Genomic DNA, 16,127 nt, shown 5'->3' on the forward strand with positions numbered 1-16,127 from the left:
TTATGCAATGTCTCTACAACTACTTTAACTATATCATCTCAGTTAATTATACTTTTGGATACTTTACTTGTAGCAAATCTTTAGGTACATCGAGTAGGTATGTTGCCATCAGAAATTTTAGAACAAGCCATAGAAAATGTTAATGAAACAAATTCTTTGAAAAATGACAATAAAAATAAAGAATATTTCCCCTGGGAAACAAACAGAATGGTCTAGATTTTGAGTAGATTAGGAATAGATTATCCTAGATAAAGTTATGAGTGCTGAAGATTTGGTGCTAGTTGTTGGTGCTACTGGTGGAGTTGGGCAGCTAGTTGTAGGAAAGCTGTTAGAGAAGAATGTCAAGGTGCGCGTCCTGACACGGAATGCGGCAAAAGCCGAAAAAATGTTTGATAACAAAGTGGAAATTGCTGTTGGAGATATCCGGGAGGCTGACACATTAACACCAGCGATGCCGAATATTACTCACATTATCTGTTGTACTGGCACGACGGCCTTTCCTTCAACGAGATGGGATTTTGACCCTGAGCCGAATTTCTGGGAATGGGGACAAATTTTGCTGGACTCTGAATATCGGGAAGCTAAGGCAAAAAATACGCCGACAAAGGTGGATGCTGAGGGGGTGAGTAACTTGGTAGCGGCTGCACCTCGCAATTTGCAAAGATTTGTGTTTGTGTCTTCTTGTGGTGTTCACCGCAAAGATAAATTTCCTTTTAGTGTGCTGAATGCTTTTGGTGTATTGGATGCCAAACAAAAAGGTGAGGCAGCGATCGCTAATTCTGGTTTACCATACACTATCATTCGCCCCGGTCGTTTAATTGACGGGCCTTTCACTTCTTACGACTTGAATACTCTCCTCAAAGCCACCACTAATGGTAAGTTGGGTGTAGTTTTAGGTCAAGGCGATACCTTATCAGGAGATGCCAGCCGTATTGATGTTGCAGCCGCTTGTGTAGAATCAATTTTTATACCATCTACCACTAATAAAGCTTTTGACATTATTAATCAAGGAACCAGACCGGCTGTAATTAATTGGGAAACACTGTTTTCTCAGTTAACTAACACTAGGGAGTAGGGAGTAGGGGAGTGGAGAGTAGGGAAACAGATAACTTATTCAATTATTTGCAACACACACTGCAATTTTTTGGCGTTGACCAAGATAAAATAGCCACTACTTTTACTCAATTATTTGAGGCATATAATACCCCTGGGCGTTATTACCATACACTGCAACATATTAATGATGTGTTGCATAACATTCAAGCTTTGCAAGCTTATACTCAAAATCTCCCTGTTGTACAGCTTGCAGCTTGGTTTCATGATGTGGTTTATGATTCTCAAGCGCCAGATAACGAAGTTAAAAGTGCTGAATATGCTTCTCAGGTATTAACTTATTTGGCAATTCCCCTAAATCAAATCATAACTGTTCAGCGTCTCATCCTCAACACCAAACACCATCAAGCAGCCATTGACGATATTGATAGCCAAATTTTATTAGATGCTGATTTGGCAATTTTAGCTGCTGACCCAGTTGATTATCAAAAATATGCTCACGCCATTCGTCAAGAATATGCTTGGGTAACAGAAACAGCATATATTCAAGGGCGCAAACAAGTCCTAGAAAAATTTTTGCAAAGACAGCGTATATATTTTACACCTCTAATGTTTGAGGTAGCCGAAGCATCTGCCAGAGCTAACTTGCAAGCAGAAATTCACAGTCTTTCTAGTATTTAGGATTTCAACACAGAGGTTGTCTTTTGAGAAGATGTCTGAAAACTTTTTGGTGTTGTATTTGAGACTGATAGATTCCCCTAAATCCCCCTTTTTAAGGAGGATTTTAAGAAGTTTTCCCCCCTCAGCACTCAGCACTCAGCACTCGTGTTGTAGCTACCATTTGCATTCCGGTGGGTGTGGCTAAAGTTAAACCACGACGCACAGGGCGCACAGGGCGTTTATTTACTAGAGAGACTTGGAACTGCGACAAAATTGTAGCGAGGGCAATTTTCATTTCATACTGAGCAAAGGCTAAACCAATACATCGACGATTTCCGCCACCAAATGGTAAATATTCATAAGGGGAAAATTGTCTTTCTAAAAAGCGTTCTGGTTTGAATTGGTTTGGCTGTGGGTAAGCTTCTGGGCGATGATGGGCTAAATAAATACTAGGGACTACGGCTGTGCCTTTGGGCAATTTGTAACCCATAATTTCAATTGGTGACTTGACTATTCTAAAAAAGCCATTGATCACAATAGGATATATCCGCAAGGTTTCTTGGCAAACTGCTGTTAAATAAGATAATTTGGCAATATTATTTGGTTCCAGGTTAGTGCCTAAAGTAGACAATTCTTGGAGTAATTTTTCGCGGACTTCTGGTAAACGGTCAAGCCAGTAAAAAGCCCAAGTTAATGCCGAAGCCGTGGTTTCATGTCCGGCAACTAACATTGTCATTAATTCATCACGTAATTCTGCATCTGACATGGGTTGCCCATCATCATAACGAGCCGAAATCAATAAACTCAAGATATCTTGGCGATTCTGCCCAGTTTCAGCCCGTCGTTCTTGAATGAGTGTATAAATAAGTTGATCAATTTGTTGTAATTGCCTTAAAAACTTTCCCCAAGGACTCCATGCACCCCAGTCGCGTTGCATAACTTGAAAAAATAAGGCGGCGGACATCCGCGAGGAACTGATGAGGTCTAAGACAGAACTTAGTAATTGGCGCAGTTGTTGAAACTTTGTTCCTTCATCTACACCAAATACTACGCGCAAAATGACGCGCAAGGTGATTTCTTGCATGGAGGCGCGGATATTAAAGGGTTTACCCATCACCCATTCATGGCTAACTTGTTGGGTGATTTCGCGGATAGTTTGACCGTAAGCCCGCATTCGCTCACCATGAAAAGGCGGTGTGAGTAATTGGCGTTGGCGTTGGTGGCGATCGCCATCCAGTAAAATTAAAGAATTATCACCAAGCAAATATTTTAAAACACCGCCACCGCCACCAGTAGCAAAGTGACTAGCATCAGCCGTAAAAATCTGTTCTAATGCTTGGGGATGACTGAAATACACCAATTGATTATTGCCTTTGCGCCAAACCGTAAAGTTATCACCGTAGACTTTGGCAAAATCTTCGACGTAATCTATTGGTCGAAAAATAAACTTCATGATTCGCAGCCAGTACGGTATTCTTGGCCCATCAGGCAAACTGTTAGTTACTGTCATAAAATCTCGTCAGAACTTATCATAAATCTGTAAGAATCCAGCACTCAGGAGCCAGAAGTTAGAATTTCCAATCAATTTAGCCTGATTAATCCATTAATTGAGAAAAATTGCCGACATTCTGACTCCTGAATTCTGCCTCCTGAATTCTGCCTCCTGAATTCTTACTTGACTATTTTTATTTTGGCGATTTTTTCTGCTACTGCGGGTCACACAAAGCGGTATATTTTTGTATGGCGGGATAGAAAGCCATAGCAATTTAAAAAATGCGACACCTAAAGTCATCTCCAATCCAAAATCTAAAATCGTAGAAGCAGTGCCAAAAATCGTCGCTATCCTCAACGGTAAAGGAGGAGTCGGCAAAACGACTACCTCAATCAATTTAGCTGCACAATTTGCTAAACGAAAAAAAGTGCTGCTGGTAGATGCAGATATTCAAGGTTCTGCTAGTTGGTGGTTTGGACGCAATGAGCAAGGGATGGGATTTGATTTATCGCAAGAAACAGATCCACAGCTATTAGGCCATTTACGTAAAATAAAAGGTTACGATTTAGTAGTGGTGGATACGCCTCCAGCTTTGCACTCTGAAGCCTTGGCAACAGTAGTAGCGATCGCAGATTATATACTTTTACCTACACCCCCATCCGCAATGGATTTAGCTGTTTTGATTGAAACAGTAAAATCAGCCGTCGTTCCCACAGGAGTTCCCCATCGTGTACTCTTAACTAAAGTCGATGCGCGGAGTATTGGTGAAGCAATGGAAGCACAAAACACTCTCGTTAAGCTAGGTATCCCCGTTTGTAAAGGCTTCGTCCGTACCTATAAAGCCCACGAAAGAGCCGCATTAGAGGGTGTCGCAATCAATCAATGGCGGGGCAAAAATGCTTGGGAGGCGGAATCAGACTATCGCCGCGTGGCTGATGAATTACAGCGTGATTGGAGAAAATAATGGCTAGGAAACAAAATCTTTCTGACTTAATTCAAGCAGAAGCACAAAAATTAACACCCAATAGTGCAGTAGACGAAGGTGCAATCGAAGTTCCGGCTGTGGAAGTTGTGGAAGTTGTGGAATCAACAACAGCCGCAGATGCAGAAGTAAATGAATCCACATCTGCTAAACGTGCTACTCCTACCAAAGCAGACTTAGAAGCTACTATTAAAGACTTAAAAACAACTTTAGAAAAAAATCAGGATACAGAAAAAGCTCTGCAACAACAAATTAAAAAATTACAATCAGCTTTATCAGAACAGCAAACCTCTTTATCAGAACAGCAAGCCTCTGTAGAACGCCTAACCAAAGAATTAGAAGAAGCAAAAACAACTGTACTTCAATTAGCAGAAGCCAACTCTAAACTCATCGAAGAAAATAAAGCCCTAAAACAACCAAAGGCGAGTATTGTTCCTCAGAAAAAAGACAATTATCACCAAACTGATTACAGAAAATCTCACCGCGCCCCCGAAAAACTCCCTGATATGCCAGCAGAAACAAAAGATGATTTTGCGGCTAATACTTGGTTGTATGACTAAATATCAGTAACTTAAAGCCCTCAGACTGGAAGTCGAGGGATAGATAAACAAAGCCTGCCTAGCCAACGCAGGCTATTTGTCTTATATTTTGCGTGAAATTTGATAAGACCAAATTAAGTAATGGACTGACACGACTAAAATGTTGTATTAGAGATGAAATAAAATTAACCGCAGATAAACGCAGATGGACGCGGATGGAATTCCGATGATTGCAATAAATTAGCTGTGTCAGTCTACTAGTTTGCTTGTGGCATCAGATAAATTAGCTGTGTCAGTCTACTAGTTTGCTTCTGGCATCAGATAAATTATTGTGTGATAAATAATTATTCATCAAAATATAACTTGCACTCTACTGAAATTATTGATTTTGTCGCTGGCAAGTATTACTGAAGGGGAAAACATGAAATTGTGTGGTTATACGATCGCAGGTACTCTTGTGACAATTTTAGTAGGAGCGATCGCAAATGGATGTACAAGTTTTGCAACTTCTAATGTGCAGCAAAGCAAAAGCTTAAATCCTCCCACCACCAGTCAAACAGAAAATACTTCCACAGCCACACATCAAGCCCAACGCCCTCGCACTCAAAATTCCGTCTCCAAGTTGAATCTGCAAGCAGGAATGCCATATCAAAAAGCGCGAGAACAAGTGCTTCAACAAGGTTGGGAACCGAATTTGCAAGGCGATGCGCCTAATCTTCAAGATACCTCTGTGAAAGAATTATATGATTTCGGATATACAGAGGTAAAAGACTGTTCCGGGACAGGAGTTGGTGCTTGTCGATTTGAGTTTACCAACCAAGCCGGAGAACTATTGTGGATTTCAGCCACCATCGCTGACCGCAGTAATACAGAACGAGTCGTTTGGCATTGGTCAATTGAGAAAAATATCAATGTTCATCAACAAACTTCACAATCTTCTCGTCCAGAAAAACCACCATTTATCGGTACGCGCTTATTTAATTTTCTAGGAGGAAGTGGCACAGGTCAATCAATTGCGATCGCACCTGATGGCACTACTATAGTTAAACTTCAGGGTACCTTTGAAAGTTCCATTCAATATCACGGCAAATTCTCCAATCCCATCATCTTGCAAGATGGTAGTGGACTGGGATTACTTTTTAAAGACGGTAAAGTTTACAGCCTCGCAGCTAATGGACAAATCGCCAAAGGTTGTAAAGGTGATGAAACAGTTTGTGAATCATCTTTAATCGCAAATACATCTGCGCCAATTAAACCAGGTTTTTATGTACTTGGCGGAACTGATCAAGGTCTAGAAGTCAAAGGAGAACAGTATCGCTATTATGATGAGGCTGGCAATCAAGAATGGAGACCAATTTCGGAATTAAATTATATTCAAGAAAATCTCATATTTGATGGACAGAATTATTGGTGTATTCCACCCAGAAGCGAAGCAGGAGTATGCACAGAAAATGGCTGGATGCCTGTAAGATAATAAATTGTATCTTTGATTAGTGTAAAAATCTGATAACTATTTATGGTCAGAAAAACTCAAAGCCCTGTCAAAAAAAAATGGCTAAAAGAAATATTTAGATTCCACGGTTCTGTGATTCCCGGAGTTTTAGAACGCTCTGTTTTTTGTGGTGCATTTGGCGTGATCATTTCTTTTCTTGACTTCAAGCAATTGCCAGTTGCTCAACCCGTATTAGGCACTGTAATTCCTAGTATTGTTTTGGGTTTATTGTTAGTTTTTCGGACTAATACAGCTTATGAGAGATTTTGGGAAGGAAGAAAACTTTGGGGTAGCACAGTTAATACTATCCGCAATTTAGCTTGGAAAATTTGGGTCGCAGTGGACGAAGTGGAATCTGACGACAGAGAACGCAAAATAGCCGCTTTACGTTTATTACCAGCATTTGCGATCGCCAAAAAATTATATCTTCGTTATGAACCAGCCAGTGAAGAATTAAAACCTTGGATTTCCCCGGCTCAATATAGCAATTTGCAAAATATTCAAAACATGCCTTTAGAAATTTCCCGCTTGTTAGGAAATTACTTACAGCAAGAATATAAACGTGGTCTTTTAACAAATTATCAATTGACTAGTATTCACACTCTCATGAATAACTTGATGGATAATGTCGGCGGTTGCGAACGTATTTTAAAAACACCAATTCCCCCGGCTTATGTGATTCATCTCAATCAATTAGTATTTATTTATTGTTTAATTCTACCATTTCAATTTGTTAAAGATTTAGGTCTATGGACAGGTTTATTTGTAGCTCTTGTCAGTTTTGCTTTGTTTGGCATTGAAGAAATTGGCGTAGAAATTGAAAATCCCTTTGGTTATGATCATAATGATTTGCCATTAGATAAAATTTGCCAAACTATCAAAAGTAATATTGAAGAATTTATTGCTTTTCAAACAATTCAAGACCAAGACAACATAGAAAAAAAAATTAACTTTTCATACACTAATCCAGATATTTAACCTCACAGATTTTTGGATATTCAATCAAGTGCGATCGCTTATTTTCAAATAATTCATTTTTATGGAAACTCTTGGCATACATCATATAGCAATTATTTGTTCCGACTATGAACGCTCGAAAAGATTTTACGTAGAAGTTCTCGGCTTTGCCATTATTCAAGAAACATTTCGAGCCGCCAGAAACTCTTATAAACTAGATTTACGTGTTAATGAACATACTCAAATTGAATTATTTTCTTTTCCCAATCCTCCCCAACGATTCAGTAATCCTGAAGCTTGTGGTTTAAGACATTTAGCCTTTGCTGTGGAAAATATAGAAGCAACCGTGGCTGACTTAAACTTGCACAACATAGAGACAGAAAATATTAGGGTTGATGAAATTACGGGTAAGAAGTTTACCTTTTTCCAAGACCCAGATAACTTACCATTAGAAATTTATGAAGTTTAAAAACACAATTCTTGGCTACTTAATTTGTCAGTCTCCATAGATGGGTTTGAGTTGCAAATCCAATATTTATGCTTACTTGCAAAGAATATGCTGTGTGTGTGGCTCAAGATGGATGATTGAATTACTTATTTCATATATCATAATATATAGCAATTAGAGCAAAGCTTAAAATAAAAAAAATGAGCAAATAAATCCCTATACAATAGATATAAATTAAAAATCCAGGATTTGCGGATGACTCAGATTGATTCCTTATCATCACAATCAAAACAGCCAGATTTTGTTATTAATGCAGAAGCAAAAACATCTTTAGGTATTCTCATTGCTGGTCTGATTTTAGGATTGTGGGTAATAAGTATCACATTATTTTTCTTACTCAATATTTATCAAACCCCAATTCCCTTAATAGCTATAGCGATACTTTGGCAGACATTTTTATACACGGGATTATTTATTACTGCTCATGATGCTATGCACGGCGTAGTGTTTCCCCAAAATCCCAAAGTTAATAATTGGATAGGTAGAATATGTGTATTTTTGTACGCACTATTTTCTTATCAAGAGCTACTCACAAAACACTGGTCACATCACCGCTATCCGGCTACTAAAGATGATCCAGATTTTTATGATCATCAGCAGCAAAACTTTTTTGCCTGGTATTTTAACTTCATTAAATCATATTGGAATTGGCGACAACATCTGAGATTTATATTCGTATATATTTTTTTGAGATATGTCTGTAATATACCTGAAGCTAATCTAATTTTATTTTGGTGTATACCATCTATTTTCAGTTCAATTCAATTATTTTATTTCGGCACATTTCTTCCTCATAGAAGACTTGCAGAGGGATACACAAGTTTGCACTGTACACGCAGTACACATTTACCTGTGTTTTGGTCATTTATTACTTGCTACCATTTTGGTTATCATAAAGAACATCACGAATATCCTCATGTTCCTTGGTGGCAATTACCAGAGGTTTATCAAGCTGGGAAGCAGCAATAAGTTTATCAGGTATTTTAGCAACCTAACTTAGCGATTTATTCAAATACGACAGTGCGATTACCATAAACTAAAACACGGTTTTGTAAGTGTAGCCGCACCGCTCTGGCTAATACTATTCTCTCTAAATCTTTACCTTTTCTGACCAAATCTTCTACTTCATCGCGGTGGCTAACTCTCACTACATCTTGTTCTATGATTGGGCCTGCATCTAAATCTGTAGTCACATAATGAGAAGTTGCACCAATAATTTTTACGCCTCTTTCAAAAGCTCTGTGATAGGGATTTGCACCAACAAAAGCTGGTAAAAATGAGTGATGAATATTAATAATTTGAGGAAATTGAGCAATAAAATCAGAACTGACAATTTGCATATATTTTGCCAATACAACCAGATCAATTTTGTATTGGCGTAATAATTCTAATTGTTTAGCTTCTTGTTCTGGTTTGTTTTCTTTTGTAATGGGAATGTGATGAAAATCAATCCCAAATTGCTCTGCGGCTACTTTTAAATGAGGATGATTGCTAATAATTAACGGAATTTCGGCGGCAAATTCTTTAGCACGGTGTCGCCAAATTAAATCATAAAGACAGTGGTCTTGGCGGCTGACCCAAATTGCAATGCGTGGTATAGTATCAGAAAAATGAAGTTGCCATTTAGCGCCCAAAGGTTGAGCGATCGCATTAAACGCTGGGCCAATTAAATCTTTAGGTAAATTAAATCCTTCTAACTGCCATTCTATACGAGTGAGAAACAACCCCGCCGAAAAATCTGTGTGCTGATCTGCATGAATAATATTGCCACCATTGGCATAAATAAAGTTAGCAATTTTGGCAACAAGTCCTCTTTGATCAGGACAAGAAATGAGCAGGGTGGCAGTTGTCGTGGACATAAAATAATGCGTAATTCAATAAATTTTATTTGAGTTTATTTACCTTTCATACTTCACACTTCATACTTCTTCTAAGGTGTTGGGAGAGGAAGATTAGTGGGTAAAGGTATTGATTTACTGTTATCAACAGTTTGTCGCCATTCTGATAACTCCCGGTTAACGGCATTGACAAAATCGGTAGATACTAATAATACATTGATATTGCCGTTTGGTTGTGTAGCTGAGTCAGCTTGAGCATACACAAAACGATTATTAAAATTAGATTTGCCCAAAATTAACTGATGAGTTTGCTGATTTTTCAGTTTAATCTCAATGGTGGCGTTGGGTTGAGCTAAACCAAATTCTGTGAGTTGGTTAGCAGAGGTTGATATAATGCGATCGCTTTTACCTTTAACCAACAAATCCATTAAGTAAGAAACGATCGCATCATTGGCTGGTTCTGAGACTGGATATTTCAGCAACCATTTAGGTTCGCTACCCTGGGAATTGCGTTCCAACATCAGAGTGTAAGCTTTGGTTTTGACTGTCAAAGACTGCACATCATCTTCCGCAAACGCAAAAATTTGCTGTTGTTTCGCCTTGACTTCTTCTTGCTGAGTTGCACTTCTAATTTCATGGAAATACACGAAACCACCCAAACCCAGCGCCAACAATACTAATATTAAAGTTGTCTTTGGAAATTTCATTGTTTAGTTAGGTACTGACAATTAAAAAAATATCCATTATTTAGCGACAAGGAAGACAAGGAGGACAAGGAAAACAAGGGAGATAGAGGTCTTGTTGAGTGAACAAAATTGGATAATTTATTTTTTGGAGTACCCTTAATCATTGAACGGATCTATCTCTGTTCACCTACTCCCAACTCACCACTCCCAACTCCCTAAGTTCTTATCTTCTTCGCCACCAAATGAAAGCGGCTGTTAAAAAGCCAAGCAAAGGTAATACCAACAAAGACGACAATGTTAAAACATTGGCTTGTGATGTTGATAAAGTGATGCGACGATTTTTCGGTTCTTTGGGACGAATGGAAAGAGTCTGCTGATCCTGTTGACTCAGCCAAGATACAGAGTTGAGGAATACATCACCGTTTAATTGCTGTTGAAACACTCCATCGGTAGCAAAATCTGAATTTCCAAAGACTACTAAACGTGATTCTTTCGGAGTTTGTTCAGATTTCTCGGCTGTTGCGGGAGTGGGTGTAGCTTGTGCTTGTGTTGTTGGTGTAGGTAATGGTGAGGGTGTTGCTGGGGTTGTTGGTGTTGGTAACGGTGAGGGTGTTGCTGAGTTTGTTGGTGTGGGTGTAGCTGTGGGAGTAGGCGTTGCTTGTGCTTGGGTTGTTGGTGTGGGTAATGGTGTGGGTGTAGCTGGTAATTTTCTTGTCAACGCTGCGCCTAAAGTTAGTGGCCCTTTGAGGTCTTTGTCAGGATTAAATTCTAATTTTTCGCTTTTTAAGTCGCTTTCCGCCCAACTATTAGGATAGGCTTTGGTTCGCACTAGGGGCGTAGACTCAACACCAGCCACGGAGGTAATTTCTACGGGTCTAGCCAAGCGATAAAAAGAAATACCGTTGCCAAAATCCTTGGTAATTGGGTGTTGTCCGTAGTCTGTAATGATGGGTGCTGCGGGGCCAAGTCCCACACCTGCACCGGAAACATCGACGGCTAAACGGTTATCGAGACGCACACCCCACTCTTGTAATAAGGGGTTGAGTTTGGGGTCAGTGTCAGGGTCAATCATCAGCAGCAAGTTACCGCCACGATTGAGATAATCTTGTAAAGCTTTCACCTCTGCGTCAAAAAAGCCACGTTTAGCACCAGCGACGACTACAACAGCCGCATCATTCGGAACTTGCAATTTATCAGCTAAGTTGAGTGGTTCAACGGTGTAACCTTTCTCGCTTAATCCTTGCACAGCCTGAGAAATACCACTTTCGCCACCAGTCAGGGGATGTTCACCGTGACCTTGCACAAAGTAAGCTTTAATAACTGTGGAATTAATTAATTGTTGTAGTCGGTTAGTTAATTTAATTTCTGATAAACGTTCATTGACATTTAACGATTGCACTAATTGGCGTTTGTTATCCGATTCTAAATAAACTTCACCATATTCTTTTACCCCAAATCTTTCTGCGATTCCGGGTCGGCTTTGGGGGTCAACATATTCAAATTGAAATTTAGAACTTTGACGTTGATAATTTTCTAATAATTCTCTATCTTGGGGATTTTGATTAGTATCAAATACCCAAATTTTGACTGTTTGTGGTAGACGGCGGACTAATTCTTGTGATTGGGGTGCAAGGGTAAATAACTGAGTTTCGGTTAAATCTTGGCGTAGTTGATAACGAACACCTAAAAAATTAATTAACCCTAAAATTACCAACACAGCCGCAGTCGCCACAACCGCATTAGTTCCGGCTTGGGTAGAACGACTCGCCCACCAACGGTTGTGCTGACTTTGCCAAAATACCCAAAATCCAATAATGGCAATTCCGGGAATCATAAATGCTAGGGGTAATAATCCCCAGCTACCAGATACTAACCCGGCTGTAAAACCGACCATAAATAGAAATGGCCCCAGCCAAAACAAATATTTCCAAGGTTGTTTTTTTGTGATTTTTTTCATATTTTGTTCTCTGTCATTTGTCTTGACTAATGACTAATGACTACTTATTTACTGCCGTTGAAAACGCAGCGCATCAATTGATTGTGCTGTGAGAAAGATACCTAAAAAAATGTAACTAGCAAATAAAATTAAGGCGCTGGTGTCAAAAATTCCTTGAATAAAGGTGTTGAAATGTTTGAGTAATGACAAATGAGCGATCGCTTCGCCCACGGGGCCGCCTATACTTTTAGCAATTAAATCCACAAATAACAGTAACAACACTAAAGCAAAGGTCATGACAGCAGAGAGAATCGTACTGTCTGTTAAAGAGGAAACAAACATTCCCAGTGATAAAATTGCGGCTGCCAGCAAAATTAAGCCTAAATGACCGACTAGAAGAATAACTGGCGACATCGGAGGGTTAGAAGCACCAATGGCGATCGCTTCAAATATCAACAGTGGTGCGACCATTGTAATTAAGAATGTCACCACGCCTAATAATTTGCCAACTGCTACTGCCCAATTGGTTAAAGGTGAGGTGGCTAATAACTCTAATGTGCCGCGTTTGCGTTCTTCGGCGTACAGTCCCATCGACAAAATTGGCAAAATAAACAGCAATAACCAACCCATCCGGTCTAAAAATGCCCGAATAAATTCATAAGGGACATCAATTAATGGGACTGGTACACCCAATTGTTGACCTTGTAAGTCGATGGCTGCAACGGAGGGTAAAATTCCATCGGGGCCGAACAAAATGGTGACAAAAAATAACCCTGAGATAAACCAAAACACCCCAGCGATCGCATAAGCTAAGGGCGAGACAAAGTAACTCTGTAACTCTCGGCGATAAATGGCAATAATATTCGCCAGTACTATACCCATTTATGCTGCTTCTCCTTCATTGGCGATTGAGTCTGTCTCTGGTTCAAAACGCTTTTCTTCTGTGGTTAGTTGCAAGAACACATCTTCTAAAGTGGCGCTGACTCGGCGCATTTCTTGTAACCCAAATCCAGCGCGGATTAAGGTGGCAGCGATGTCTCTTCCCGGTTCGGTTCCCGGTTGAGCAATCACGCGCAAATAAGCCCGTCCGTCTGTAGGATTGATCAGATGATGACCAGGAATTGATTCTACCAGACTCACGCCTGCAACATTTTGTAATACTTGTTTGGCGAGATTCGCTTCGCCATCAATTTCTAATTCATATCCTGAGCCACCTGTCAACTGTGTCATCAGACTTTCGGGCGTATTAGTAGCTACGACTTTACCCCGATTAATAATGGCAACACGACTACAAGTCATACTCACTTCTGGCAAGATGTGGGTAGACAAAATGATGGTATGTGTACCGGCGAGGCTTTTAATTAGATTTCGGACTTCGATGATTTGTCTGGGGTCAAGTCCAACAGTGGGTTCATCCAGAATGATGGCTGGCGGATCATGGACGATCGCCTGAGCGATACCGACTCTTTGGCGATATCCTTTAGAAAGTTTGCGAATAATGACTTTTTGCTTATCTTCTAAATTACAGCGTGCGATCGCTGCTTTGACTTTTGCAGTGCGATCGCCTGCGGAGACTCCTTTGATTCTGGCGACAAAATGCAAAAACCCCTCCACCGTCATCTCTGGATATAACGGCGGGGTTTCTGGTAAATAACCAATGCGTTGACGCACCGCCAAAGAATTTTCATGGACATCAAACCCAGAAATTTTCGCTGTACCGCTAGTTGCAGGTAAATAACCTGCTAAAATTCGCATCGTTGTGGTTTTACCAGCGCCATTCGGCCCTAAAAACCCTAAAATTTCCCCTGGTTCAACCCGAAAAGTTACATCCGTAATCGCTGGGGTAGAACCGTAAGTTTTACTGAGATGTTCAACTTCAATCATCGGTCTGGTTTATGGGAGATCGTAAATTAAACAATACCCAACAATCTTAGATCATCATAGAATAGCAATTCGTTATAAATCCTATTAGTAAAAACGCATAGGGGCGCAATATTATATATTGCGCCCCTATAAATTGCCTTAGCAATCAAAACATTCAAGAGTGGCAGTTTTAACGCAGGCTGGTCAGTGGTATACCTAACCAACCTGCAAAATTTTCTTTTTGTTTGGTGTTAGGATTTTTGACTGGAACTACTTGATATTTACTTGGACGTGGTGCAGCCAGAGTCACAGAACAGGTACGTAGTTCATCTTGATGGAAAACAGTTACTTGAATTACGTCGTTTGCTTGGTAATCTTTTAAGCGATCGCTCAGTTGATGAGAGGTAACACGGATACCAGCGATCGCTAGTAACTCATCACCCGCATCAATTCCTGCCAATTGTGCAGGCGAACCAAATTCTACAAACTTGACAATCTCTCTACCATTTTCGGTATTTAACCTCAACCCCAAGTAAGGTTCTTCTTCTTTATCGGCAATCACTTGTAAGCCAAAAGGTTCCAGGTACTGATTAAACGGCAACTCATCAGTGCCATTAATGTAGCGATTAAAGAAGTCTGTCAAATCCATCTCTGCGACAGATTCAATTACTTCTTGCAATTCTTCGGGTGTATAACCAATTTCCGATTTACCAAATTTGCGCCACATCAGCCGCATCACATCATCCAAAGAACGCTGATTTACCGATCGCTCTCGAATCAGCAAATCTAGCAATAAAGAAACCATTTCTCCTTTCAAATAGTAAGAAACTTGGGAATTATTGCTATTAGTGTCTGGACGATAAAGTTTAATCCAGGCATCAAAACTGGACTCAGCCAGTGATTGCACCTTACGCCCTGGGGTAGTTAAAAATCTGGAAATTTCTTTACTCCAATTATGAAAATATGATTTGGCATCATAAATTCCTGCCCGCAAAGGAATCAGCAAATCATAGTAACTGGTTGTTCCTTCACAGAACCACAAAGACGAAGTGTAGTTTTCCCGGTCGTAATCAAAAACCTCTAAAGCTTTTGGGCGAATGCGTTTCACATTCCACAAGTGAAAGAACTCGTGCGCCACCAATTGAATGAAGCGATCGTATTTATCTGGTGAATTAAAACCAAAACGCTGATAAATCAAAGAGCAACAGTTTTTATGTTCCAAACCACCATAGGCTTGAGCAAACAAATGCAGTAAAAACACATATCTGTCGTAAGGCAAACCGCCAAACATCTGTGCTTCTACATGAATGATTTTTTGAATATCAGCAATTACTTGTTGTGCTTGGTAATTGCCCTGTCCCCAAATAGCCAGTTCATGAGGTTTTCCTAAAACCTCAAAGTGGTATAACTCATGATAACCAATTTCAAAGGGACTATCGACAAGAGTATCAAAATCGGCTGCGTAAAAAGTGGATGACTGTCCATCAACTGAAGGCAAGGCAGTCGTCACTCGCCATTCGGGATGCGGTGGTACAATTGTCACTTGAATGGGCAACGTTTCACAGCCCCGGACTCTAAAAAACAGAGCTGCACCGTTAAAATAACCGTGGGTACCATCCAAATGGTTTGTCCGTACCGATAGCTCATTGGCAAATATGCGGTAACGTACCGTTAATTCCGAAATACCGTTTGTGTTGATCTGCCAGTGGTTTTTGTTGATTTTACGCCAAGGTAAAGGTTGCTCCCCAGCAAAAGCGGCAAAATCTTGGAGATTCTTGGCGTATTCCCGCACTAGGTAAGAACCTGGTGTCCAGACGGGCATTTTCAAATCCAGGGTTGGGGATGAGTGATTAACCAGCTGCAAGCTCACTTCAAACAGATGGGTTTCTGGTTGGGGCATTGCTACCAGGTAATGAATCGTCGGGACGGTTTCCTTAACGCCAATTTCGAGACGAGGTGCTGTTGCTTCAGTCATTTGTAGTAGTAGACAGGAGTGATAAGTTATGAGTTTATAGTTATTAGTCAATAATTAATAGTCAATGGAGGGACTTTGTAAAGAACGAGGAATCAAGCAGTGTGAAAGCAAGATTTGAAAAAAATTTACAATTAATTAATATTTTA

15 protein-coding genes are annotated in these 16,127 nt (G+C 40.0%); 8 read left to right on the plus strand and 7 right to left on the minus strand.

The annotated features are described in order from the left end of the window. The first annotated feature begins 256 nt into the window (after positions 1 to 256). Together H6G74_RS03075 and H6G74_RS03080 are read left to right on the plus strand one after the other, a co-directional pair. Complete coding sequence (locus H6G74_RS03075) at positions 257 to 1,075, plus strand: SDR family oxidoreductase (protein ID WP_190966260.1); 819 nt, start codon at positions 257 to 259, stop codon at positions 1,073 to 1,075. Between the two features lie 11 nt (positions 1,076 to 1,086). Beyond that, complete coding sequence (locus H6G74_RS03080) at positions 1,087 to 1,734, plus strand: HD domain-containing protein (RefSeq protein ID WP_190966261.1); 648 nt, start codon at positions 1,087 to 1,089, stop codon at positions 1,732 to 1,734. A gap of 121 nt (positions 1,735 to 1,855) precedes the next feature. On the opposite strand, the gene H6G74_RS03085 is transcribed toward H6G74_RS03080, so the two are convergent. After that, positions 1,856 to 3,223, minus strand: a complete 1,368-nt coding sequence (locus H6G74_RS03085) for a cytochrome P450 (RefSeq protein WP_190966262.1) — start codon at positions 3,221 to 3,223, stop codon at positions 1,856 to 1,858. Positions 3,224 to 3,536: 313 nt separating this feature from the next. Here H6G74_RS03085 and H6G74_RS03090 point away from each other — a divergent pair, with 313 nt between their 5' ends. From H6G74_RS03090 to crtW, 6 genes are all read left to right on the plus strand, one after another. After that, positions 3,537 to 4,169: a ParA family protein gene (locus tag H6G74_RS03090; RefSeq protein ID WP_190966263.1), complete on the plus strand. Its 633-nt coding sequence runs from the start codon at positions 3,537 to 3,539 to the stop codon at positions 4,167 to 4,169. After that, entirely contained in the window at positions 4,169 to 4,747 is a 579-nt protein-coding gene (locus H6G74_RS03095) for a hypothetical protein (protein WP_190966264.1), read from the plus strand. The genes H6G74_RS03090 and H6G74_RS03095 overlap by 1 nt, the downstream gene beginning before the upstream one ends. 400 nt (positions 4,748 to 5,147) lie before the next feature. Further along, on the plus strand, positions 5,148 to 6,200 hold the full coding sequence (locus H6G74_RS03100; protein WP_190966265.1) for a hypothetical protein: 1,053 nt from the start codon (positions 5,148 to 5,150) through the stop codon (positions 6,198 to 6,200). A 42-nt stretch (positions 6,201 to 6,242) separates the two neighbouring features. Then, positions 6,243 to 7,196, plus strand: coding sequence for a bestrophin family protein (locus H6G74_RS03105; RefSeq protein WP_190966266.1), 954 nt, complete (start codon positions 6,243 to 6,245; stop codon positions 7,194 to 7,196). A 61-nt stretch (positions 7,197 to 7,257) separates the two neighbouring features. Beyond that, the gene (gloA2, locus tag H6G74_RS03110; protein ID WP_190966267.1) at positions 7,258 to 7,644 is read left to right on the plus strand and encodes an SMU1112c/YaeR family gloxylase I-like metalloprotein; all 387 of its coding nucleotides are present in this window, start codon (positions 7,258 to 7,260) and stop codon (positions 7,642 to 7,644) included. A 234-nt stretch (positions 7,645 to 7,878) separates the two neighbouring features. Further along, positions 7,879 to 8,652, plus strand: a complete 774-nt coding sequence (gene crtW / locus H6G74_RS03115) for a beta-carotene ketolase CrtW (RefSeq protein WP_190966268.1) — start codon at positions 7,879 to 7,881, stop codon at positions 8,650 to 8,652. 35 nt (positions 8,653 to 8,687) lie between these two features. On the opposite strand, the gene purU is transcribed toward crtW, so the two are convergent. The 6 genes from purU to H6G74_RS03145 form a co-directional block, all read right to left on the minus strand. After that, on the minus strand, positions 8,688 to 9,542 hold the full coding sequence (gene purU / locus H6G74_RS03120) for a formyltetrahydrofolate deformylase (protein ID WP_190966269.1): 855 nt from the start codon (positions 9,540 to 9,542) through the stop codon (positions 8,688 to 8,690). 71 nt (positions 9,543 to 9,613) lie between these two features. After that, complete coding sequence (locus H6G74_RS03125; RefSeq protein WP_190966270.1) at positions 9,614 to 10,228, minus strand: DUF4340 domain-containing protein; 615 nt, start codon at positions 10,226 to 10,228, stop codon at positions 9,614 to 9,616. 202 nt (positions 10,229 to 10,430) lie between these two features. Continuing rightward, positions 10,431 to 12,164, minus strand: coding sequence for a GldG family protein (locus H6G74_RS03130; protein WP_190966271.1), 1,734 nt, complete (start codon positions 12,162 to 12,164; stop codon positions 10,431 to 10,433). Positions 12,165 to 12,212: 48 nt separating this feature from the next. Continuing rightward, positions 12,213 to 13,025 carry an ABC transporter permease gene (locus H6G74_RS03135; RefSeq protein ID WP_190966272.1) on the minus strand — a complete coding sequence of 271 codons (813 nt, stop codon included), beginning with the start codon at positions 13,023 to 13,025 and terminating at the stop codon, positions 12,213 to 12,215. After that, the gene (locus H6G74_RS03140; RefSeq protein WP_190966273.1) at positions 13,026 to 14,027 is read right to left on the minus strand and encodes an ABC transporter ATP-binding protein; all 1,002 of its coding nucleotides are present in this window, start codon (positions 14,025 to 14,027) and stop codon (positions 13,026 to 13,028) included. A gap of 169 nt (positions 14,028 to 14,196) precedes the next feature. Next, on the minus strand, positions 14,197 to 15,981 hold the full coding sequence (locus tag H6G74_RS03145; RefSeq protein ID WP_190966274.1) for a M61 family metallopeptidase: 1,785 nt from the start codon (positions 15,979 to 15,981) through the stop codon (positions 14,197 to 14,199). Positions 15,982 to 16,127 lie beyond the last annotated feature (146 nt).

The sequence above is a fragment of the Nostoc spongiaeforme FACHB-130 genome, assembly GCF_014698475.1.
Classification (GTDB): Bacteria; Cyanobacteriota; Cyanobacteriia; order Cyanobacteriales; family Nostocaceae; genus Nostoc_B; species Nostoc_B spongiaeforme.

Excerpts from the sequence above, each read along its gene's own strand:
- H6G74_RS03075 (WP_190966260.1), top strand. The coding sequence starts at position 257 with ATGAGTGCTGAAGATTTGGTGCTAGTTGTTGGTGCTACTGGTGGAGTT.
- H6G74_RS03085 (WP_190966262.1), bottom strand. The coding sequence starts at position 3,223 with ATGACAGTAACTAACAGTTTGCCTGATGGGCCAAGAATACCGTACTGG.
- H6G74_RS03095 (WP_190966264.1), top strand. The coding sequence starts at position 4,169 with ATGGCTAGGAAACAAAATCTTTCTGACTTAATTCAAGCAGAAGCACAA.
- H6G74_RS03100 (WP_190966265.1), top strand. The coding sequence starts at position 5,148 with ATGAAATTGTGTGGTTATACGATCGCAGGTACTCTTGTGACAATTTTA.
- H6G74_RS03105 (WP_190966266.1), top strand. The coding sequence starts at position 6,243 with ATGGTCAGAAAAACTCAAAGCCCTGTCAAAAAAAAATGGCTAAAAGAA.
- gloA2 (WP_190966267.1), top strand. The coding sequence starts at position 7,258 with ATGGAAACTCTTGGCATACATCATATAGCAATTATTTGTTCCGACTAT.
- crtW (WP_190966268.1), top strand. The coding sequence starts at position 7,879 with ATGACTCAGATTGATTCCTTATCATCACAATCAAAACAGCCAGATTTT.
- purU (WP_190966269.1), bottom strand. The coding sequence starts at position 9,542 with ATGTCCACGACAACTGCCACCCTGCTCATTTCTTGTCCTGATCAAAGA.
- H6G74_RS03125 (WP_190966270.1), bottom strand. The coding sequence starts at position 10,228 with ATGAAATTTCCAAAGACAACTTTAATATTAGTATTGTTGGCGCTGGGT.
- H6G74_RS03130 (WP_190966271.1), bottom strand. The coding sequence starts at position 12,164 with ATGAAAAAAATCACAAAAAAACAACCTTGGAAATATTTGTTTTGGCTG.
- H6G74_RS03135 (WP_190966272.1), bottom strand. The coding sequence starts at position 13,025 with ATGGGTATAGTACTGGCGAATATTATTGCCATTTATCGCCGAGAGTTA.
- H6G74_RS03140 (WP_190966273.1), bottom strand. The coding sequence starts at position 14,027 with ATGATTGAAGTTGAACATCTCAGTAAAACTTACGGTTCTACCCCAGCG.
- H6G74_RS03145 (WP_190966274.1), bottom strand. The coding sequence starts at position 15,981 with ATGACTGAAGCAACAGCACCTCGTCTCGAAATTGGCGTTAAGGAAACC.